Origin of the sequence: Bacillus cereus group sp. N21, assembly GCF_016483395.1 — a bacterium.
In the GTDB taxonomy this organism is placed as follows: Bacteria; Bacillota; Bacilli; order Bacillales; family Bacillaceae_G; genus Bacillus_A; species Bacillus_A pseudomycoides.
The window spans coordinates 1-7,517 of sequence record NZ_JAEHBX010000126.1 but is presented as its reverse complement, the minus strand read 5'-3'; the positions used below and the strand labels follow the sequence as shown (position 1 = coordinate 7,517).

The window sequence follows — 7,517 nt, the reverse complement described above, 5'->3', positions numbered from 1 at the left end:
TTTCGAAAAATACGCTTTCTTCACCTGTTCTCACCTCATTTTATTTGATAAGATCATTATACACCGAAACAAACATACGTTCTACAAAAAGAGACGTTTTCTTTAAAAAGAAAAAACCGAGAAGACCCCCACCTTCACTTCGTTTAGAGGAGGGGGTCTTCTCGGTTAAAATGATAAAGTGAAACTTTAATCAGTGGGAGGTTTCTCCATCCATCACTGATTATTAGTTGAACGAATCGAGCTTTTACGAGCAGTAAGACCCCACCTATCTTCCTCGTTTCTCTTTGTATCTTAAGGTTGAGTCTTACTGCTCGTTAATGTGGGATTAAAAATGATATACTAAATTCAAAAGCTTTAGAGGAGCTGGCTATTATGGGGATGATTGGACAGTATATATTAGTTACAGATGAGGAATTAAGTAAAATCAAAAATAACGAGTTAAATATTTATTTTAGAGAATCTGATTTAGATATCGATAAGTCATGGCAGTTACTTCATTATATTTTATGTGGTGAGATTGGCGGAGGCGAACCACCGCTTGGACATGTCGTACCGCTTAATGATTCCATCATAGATAACGATTCTCTCGGTACGTTTTACCTTACATCTAATGAAGTCGAAGAGACCTATTCTGCAATAAAAGATTTAAGTGCATCTGATTTCAACAACATGTACAACTTTCAAGAATTAATGGATGAACAGCTTTATCCACTTGTTGAAGATGATGACCCGGATGAAATATTAGAATATACCTATAGTTACTTTTTAGAAATTAAGGATTTATATAAGCAAGCTGTTTCAAACAAGCAATGTGTAATTTTTTTCATTATCTAAATAGAAGTGAACTACCCTCCCCTTCACTTCTATTAGAGGAGAGGGGCTTCTCGGTTAAAACGATAAAAAAACGGATCCTATCTTTTGCGATAAGATCCGTTTTTTATGAAAGTGAACGATTATCCTAATTTCACTTTATTTTCTTCTTCAATTTTTTCTAATGCGATAGCCACTTGCTCTTCTGTTAATTCATGCTCTTTTACATAACGATTGCGCGGGTGTACACGGCAGTCATGTGAACATGCACGTAAATATTTCTCTTCATTTTCTTCCGAGCATAAGATTTGTTTGTTACATTCTGGATTTGCACAATTTACATAGCGCTCACATGGTTCTTTTGTAAAGTGGTCTTTCCCAACAATAACATGTTCTTTTTGGTTTACTGGTACACCAATACGCTCATCGAATACGTAACATTGTCCATCCCATAGTTCACCTTGCACTTCAGGGTCTTTTCCGTACGTTACAATTCCGCCGTGAAGCTGACTTACATCCTCAAAGCCTTCACGCACTAACCAGCCTGAAAACTTCTCACAGCGAATACCACCTGTACAATATGTTAAAATCTTTTTACCTTCGAACATTTCCTTATTTTCATCAATCCAATCTGGTAGTTCGCGGAATGATGTAATATCAGGTTTAATCGCGCCTCTAAAATGCCCTAGCTCATATTCATAATCATTTCTTGCATCTATGATAACTGTATTTTCTTCCTTCATTGCTTCACAAAACTCTTTTGGTTCTAAATACTTACCTGTTGTTTCTTTCGGATTGATATCATCTTCTAAACGAAGTGTAACAAGCTCTGAACGAGGGCGCACATGCATTTTTTTGAACGCATGTTCATCAGCTTCATCCACTTTAAACACGATTCCGTCAAAACGTGAATCGTTCTTCATTGCTTCCATATATTTCTCTGTTTGTTCAACAGTACCTGAAGCAGTTCCGTTAATCCCCTCTTCTGCTACAAGAATTCTTCCTTTTAACTCAAGTGAATTACAAAATTCTAAATGCTGAGCAGCAAATTCTTCCGGATTCTCAATTGTAGTGTACATGTAGTACAGTAACACTCTGTATGGTTTTGTATTTGACATTTTATTTTTACCACCTATCTAATTCGATATTTTAAAATCATGTATAAGTTAACGATCATATCGGAACATATAAGAATAAGAAAAGATATGTTAACTATTGTTCAAATAACTTTCTCCTATTTACAATGTTTTCCTATAAGTTAACGCAAATGAAAAACGAGATTACATCACAATCCAATAGAGTTGTGATGTAATCCCAATATATTATATAACATACAAATTGGTTTCCAGCAATTAATATGCTGTAATCCCTATTTTACAATTAAAAAAACAGCCTTTTCCATTCCATATTATAGGTTAATTTTCCTACAATCCCAAAAGTTATAACTGTATGTTAGCTATTTTATTTATTTTTATTACATAGTTATTTCAAGTACACCTTTTATTGTACACAGTCATATAATTTGCATTAAGGAAACATTTGTGTTCAAATAAAAAAATCAACTAAAACATCTAAATGTATTGAAATAGATAGTAAGAATAAATACAATAATTGCATCATGCTAAGAAACTAAAGGGGAAAACTACTATGAATAAAAATATAACAAAAGATGAACATGTCCCTTCTCAAAGTACAACCGTTCAATCTGCCCATCTAGCTTTAAGTGGTGAAACAAAGGGACTAAAAAGATTATTACCTTTTCTAGGACCTGCATTCATCGCATCTGTTGCTTATATTGATCCAGGGAACTTCGCTACAAATATTGCAGCTGGATCACAATATGGTTATTTACTACTTTGGGTAATTCTCGCTTCCAATTTAATGGCCGTTTTAATTCAGTCTCTATCAGCGAAACTCGGGATTGCTACTGGTAAAAACCTTCCAGAAGTTGCTCGCGAACATTTCCCAAAACCCGTTTCAATTGCTTTATGGATACAGGGTGAACTCGTTATTATGGCTACTGATTTAGCCGAGTTTATCGGTGCTGCTTTAGGATTATATTTGCTATTTGGCATTCCAATGTTACCTGCTGCTTTAATCACAGCAATCGGATCATTCATTATTCTTGAATTTCAGCGCAGAGGCTTCCGCCCATTAGAAGCTGTTATTACAGGGATGGTCTTTATTGTTGTTGTTGCATTTGGTGTACAAATGTTTTATGCGAAACCAGAGCTAAGTCCCCTTCTTTCGGGACTATTTATTCCTAAATTTCAGGGTGTAGATAGTATTTTACTTGCAGCTGGGATTTTAGGTGCAACAGTAATGCCACATGCAATTTATCTACATTCTGCTTTAACGCAGCGCCGCGTAGTTGGAACAACAGATGAACAGCGCAAAAAGATTTTTCGCTTTGAATTCATTGATATCATTATTGCAATGGTGATTGCTGGAGCAATTAACGCAAGTATGCTAATCGTAGCAGCTGCCTTGTTCTTCAAAAACGGATTACATGTTGAAGATTTAGACGTTGCTTTTAATGAATTTAGCAATTTAGTTGGACCTGTATCAGCCAGCCTTTTCGGAATTGGATTGTTGGCTGCTGGTTTATCTAGTTCTTCCGTCGGTACAATGTCTGGTGATATTATTATGCAAGGATTTATCCGCATGCATATTCCTTTATATGTAAGACGCTTTATTACAATGATCCCGCCTCTTGTTATTATTGCTTTAGGAGTGAATCCAACTTACGCTCTTGTTATGAGTCAAGTTGTATTATCATTTGGAATCGCGTTTGCATTAGTACCTCTTATTATGTTTACAAGTAGCAAAAAAATTATGGGCGTGCTAGTGAATCATCGTATTACAAGCGCAATTGCCTGGTTAATTGCTGGGCTCGTTATTGCTTTAAATATTTTCTTACTGTATCAAACATTTACTGGACAATAAAGCTATTATGTTTTTGATTTTTATTTTATAAGATGCCATGATAAATCCCCTCTGCTTAAACAAAGGGGATTTATTTTAGGTTAAAGGTGAAATCACATCACCTATTGGTACCGCATTTCCATTTTTCACACGAATACCACCTTCTGGCATAGCGTGCCCATCAATATCCCGAAAATATAACGGTAAGCCTTCCGAAAGAAACATGCTCGTCTTGGATGGATCTTGCCGTTGATGATGAATATGTAAATGTGGCTCACTTGAATTCCCTGAGTTTCCAACTTGTGCAATGATTGCGCCTTCTGTTACATGTTGTCCTTCCTTTACTCGTACCGATCCTCTCTTCAAATGAGCAAGGATAAGGTATGTTCCTGTTTCATCTAAGCGTAAATATATGTGATTACCAGCCATAGAATCAAAATCATCAGTTCCTGGTTTCAAATCAGGTTCATCAGTATTAATCGATATAACTGTTCCAGAAGCCGGAGCTACTACCTCTGCCCCATATATACCGTAATCTTCTAATTTTGAGCTTTTTATTCCCGCTGGTGGAACGAGAAAATCATATGCCCAACGTTGATTTGGTGCCCAGGCGTGATAATTCGTTTCAAGTCGATTTCCTCCCCATCCTACTAATGCAGTTTGATTCAATGGAAGACGAATCGTTGCTTTTGGAGTTGCAGAATGAACATCTGCTGGGTAAGCGATTTGTCCTATCCCGACAAACCAACATGCTGGCCAAGCTCCAACTATAGATAAAACAAAAATAAAAATAATTGTTTTATCTATACGGCCTCTAAAAAACCAATTCCAAATAATTGTAGTCATTGTGATGATTAAAATAACGATAGAAAAGAAACTAAAAGCTTGTATTCCCCACCAAGCAAAGATAGATACAATGCCCCTAGCTAAATAAATTAAGCTCCAACCTATCAACAAAATTGCAACAAAAATAGTAAGTATAATTTTCTTCCACATATTATATCCTCCGTTTTCATATCTTCATTCGCTATGATACAAAACAGACTTTACGACATATGAAAGAAATACTTACGACTTTCTTACGATTCTTTTTTATATACAGGTAAAATGATTGTAAATGTTGTTTCCTTATTACTACTACATACTGTTATATCACCTTCATGGATCTGAGCAATACTTTTAGCAATCGCAAGCCCCATTCCTTTTCCACCAGTATGAGCATTCCTTGATTTCTCTCCACGATAAAATTTTTCAAATAGATATGGAAGGTCTTTGCTTGAAATGCATTGCCCATAATTTTTTATTTTTATTTGGACATTCATGTTTTCAACTAACATTTCAATAACGATTTTCTTTCCAGATTTTCCATATAAAATACTATTACTGATTACATTTTGCATTAGCCTTATCATTAATTTCATATCTACTTCAATTTGTACAGTTTGTTTACACTCAATGTCAAAATGCATCTTTTCCTCATCTAATTGCGGTACAAAATCAATCATGATTTGTTCTATTAATGGTTTAACTTCTACTATTTCTTTATATAACTGGATTTCCTTATAGTTTATATGACAATATTCTAGTAGATCATCTATTTGATTTTTCAACTCATAACTTTTTCGCTTTAGTACCGCTACATACTGATCGCATTCCTCTATGTTGGAATGAAGCTTACTTTCCACTAAATCAACATAACCGATTAAAGATGTTACGGGCGTCCGTAAATCATGAGAGATATTATGAATCATTTCATTTTTCATTTCTTGCGATTTTTTTTCTTTTTCAATTGATTCATTTAAATTTTCTACCATTCCATTAATATTTGTTGCTAATTCTCCAATCTCATCATTTTTTATTGTGGGTATATGTACTTCTAAATTACCTTTGCTTATCTGATTCACACCCTGATTGATTTGCTCCAATCTTTTCATCATATTCTTTGATAATAGTAGGAAAAAGAGCGAAGTTAAAATAAGAAAAATAACAAAATAAATAAAAGAATACTCTTCTTCAAATCTCGCAACATCCCCATAGATATTTCCAACCAAACTTTGGAATACTATAATGCAAATAGTAGAGAATAAAATACTACTTATAAAAACAAGAAAAAATTTCACCCTAATCCCTTGCAATAATTTAGTCTTCAATTTTATAACCGACTCCCCAAACATTTTGTATAATTGTTGATTTCTTTGGATCTTCTTCTATCTTGTTTCTTAACCTTGCAATATGAACCATGACAGTATTATTGCTTTCATGCGCTCTTTCTCTCCAAATACTTTCATATATTTCTTCTAATGTGAATACTCGATTTCTATTTTTAGCCATAAGATGCAATATATCATATTCTGTTTTTGTGAGATTAATTGATTTTCCATAAAGCAGCACTTTTCTAGATAATTCATCTATTTCCAAACCTCTAATTTGAATTTTGTTTTTATGTACTTCACTTGGAACTTGATTGAAATAGGTATATCTTCTTAATTGTGCCTTCACCCGTGCTACGAGCTCCATCATACTAAATGGTTTCGTTATATAATCATCTGCGCCTGTGCTTAGTCCAATAACCTTATCTATTTCCGTCGTTTTTGCACTTAAGAACATAACAGGAATATTATATTGCTCCCTTATTCTTCGGCATACTTCAATACCATCCATAGCTGGCATCATAATATCAAGAATAGTCAGCTGAATGTCATTCGAATCTAAAATATCTAATGCCTCTACCCCATTATAAGCTCTAAAAACTTTAAAACCGTCTTGTTTCAAGTGCACTTCAATTAATTGAACAATATCTGTGTCATCATCTACGATTAATATAGAATGCTGTTTCATAGTCCATCCTCTTTAATTTTATTTGAAATATATTCCACAAAACTATATTAACACGTAGCAAAAGAGAAGCTTCATTTTTTTAGCAAGTTTCCAAAGTTCTTCTTATAATTGTTTCTCTATATTTTTAAAATTCATTATTTACTGATTTTAATGTAGAATAATAAATAGATTTTAATTTTATACAAAAAGGAGTGGAAAAATGTTTCCGATATTAGAAACAGAACGACTCATTTTGAGAGAACTTACAGAATCTGATGCACAAAGTATATTAAATTGCTTTTCTAATACAGATGTATTACGTTACTATGGTCAAAATCCATTAAAAAGTATAGATCAGGTAAAACAAATCATTAGAAATTTTGCAGAAAGTTACAATGAAAAACATGGTATAAAATGGGAAATCGAACGAAAGGGGACGAAAGGCATTATTGGAACAATCGGTTTTCACGATTGGTCTTCTGAACATAAAAGAGCTAACATAAGTTATGCACTTTTCCCTGAGCAATGGAGAAATGGATATGCTACTGAAGCGGTCTCTCAAGTTATATCATATGGTTTTCATACACTTCATTTAACACGTATTGGAGCGATTGTTTTTCTTGAAAATGAATCATCCAATAAATTGTTAACCAAACTAGGGTTTAAAAAAGAGGGAGTTCTACAAAATTATATGTATCAAAATGGAGTTCCACATGATACAAACGTTTATTCTTTACTAAAATCTGTTTAATAGAAAGAATAACACAATCCCTTTACTTTAACTAAAATGTAATTTTCAAACTTAAATACAACATTTCCCTTGAAAAAGCTTTTTCTAGATTTGTTTTAAAATGATTCAAAAACCAATAAAAAAAGAGCTAATATTTCTGTGAACTGTACCCTATAAAATGGACAGTTTAATAAAAAGACCTTTAAAAATTAGGCACTTAAAAGATGGTTCCGGT

Annotated in this window: 8 protein-coding genes; 4 read left to right on the top strand and 4 right to left on the bottom strand. The window is 33.5% G+C overall.

Annotated elements, in window-relative coordinates:
- Nucleotides 1-182, top strand: a 182-nt coding sequence (locus JDS96_RS31760) for a hypothetical protein (RefSeq protein WP_206777248.1), incomplete at its 5' end; no start/stop codon positions are given.
- Between the two features lie 190 nt (nt 183-372).
- Entirely contained in the window at nt 373-834 is a 462-nt protein-coding gene (locus JDS96_RS29260; RefSeq protein ID WP_199668928.1) for a YfbM family protein, read from the top strand.
- Between the two features lie 119 nt (nt 835-953).
- Here the strand turns inward: JDS96_RS29260 and trhO are convergent, their stop codons facing one another.
- Nucleotides 954-1,928, bottom strand: a complete 975-nt coding sequence (trhO, locus tag JDS96_RS29255; RefSeq protein ID WP_199668927.1) for an oxygen-dependent tRNA uridine(34) hydroxylase TrhO — start codon at nt 1,926-1,928, stop codon at nt 954-956.
- 529 nt (nt 1,929-2,457) lie between these two features.
- Between trhO and JDS96_RS29250 the strand changes: the two genes are divergently transcribed.
- The gene (locus JDS96_RS29250; protein WP_199668926.1) at nt 2,458-3,756 is read left to right on the top strand and encodes an Nramp family divalent metal transporter; all 1,299 of its coding nucleotides are present in this window, start codon (nt 2,458-2,460) and stop codon (nt 3,754-3,756) included.
- 75 nt (nt 3,757-3,831) lie between these two features.
- Here JDS96_RS29250 and JDS96_RS29245 read toward each other — a convergent pair whose 3' ends face one another.
- From JDS96_RS29245 to JDS96_RS29235, 3 genes are all read right to left on the bottom strand, one after another.
- Complete coding sequence (locus JDS96_RS29245; RefSeq protein WP_199668925.1) at nt 3,832-4,731, bottom strand: M23 family metallopeptidase; 900 nt, start codon at nt 4,729-4,731, stop codon at nt 3,832-3,834.
- Between the two features lie 83 nt (nt 4,732-4,814).
- Entirely contained in the window at nt 4,815-5,909 is a 1,095-nt protein-coding gene (locus JDS96_RS29240) for a sensor histidine kinase (RefSeq protein ID WP_113708572.1), read from the bottom strand.
- Nucleotides 5,875-6,573 (bottom strand): response regulator transcription factor, encoded by a 699-nt coding sequence (locus JDS96_RS29235; protein ID WP_003202744.1) that lies wholly within the window; start codon nt 6,571-6,573, stop codon nt 5,875-5,877. Before JDS96_RS29235 ends, JDS96_RS29240 begins: the two co-directional genes overlap by 35 nt.
- Before the next feature lie 199 nt (nt 6,574-6,772).
- Here JDS96_RS29235 and JDS96_RS29230 point away from each other — a divergent pair, with 199 nt between their 5' ends.
- Nucleotides 6,773-7,303, top strand: a complete 531-nt coding sequence (locus JDS96_RS29230; RefSeq protein WP_199668924.1) for a GNAT family N-acetyltransferase — start codon at nt 6,773-6,775, stop codon at nt 7,301-7,303.
- Nucleotides 7,304-7,517: the final 214 nt, after the last annotated feature.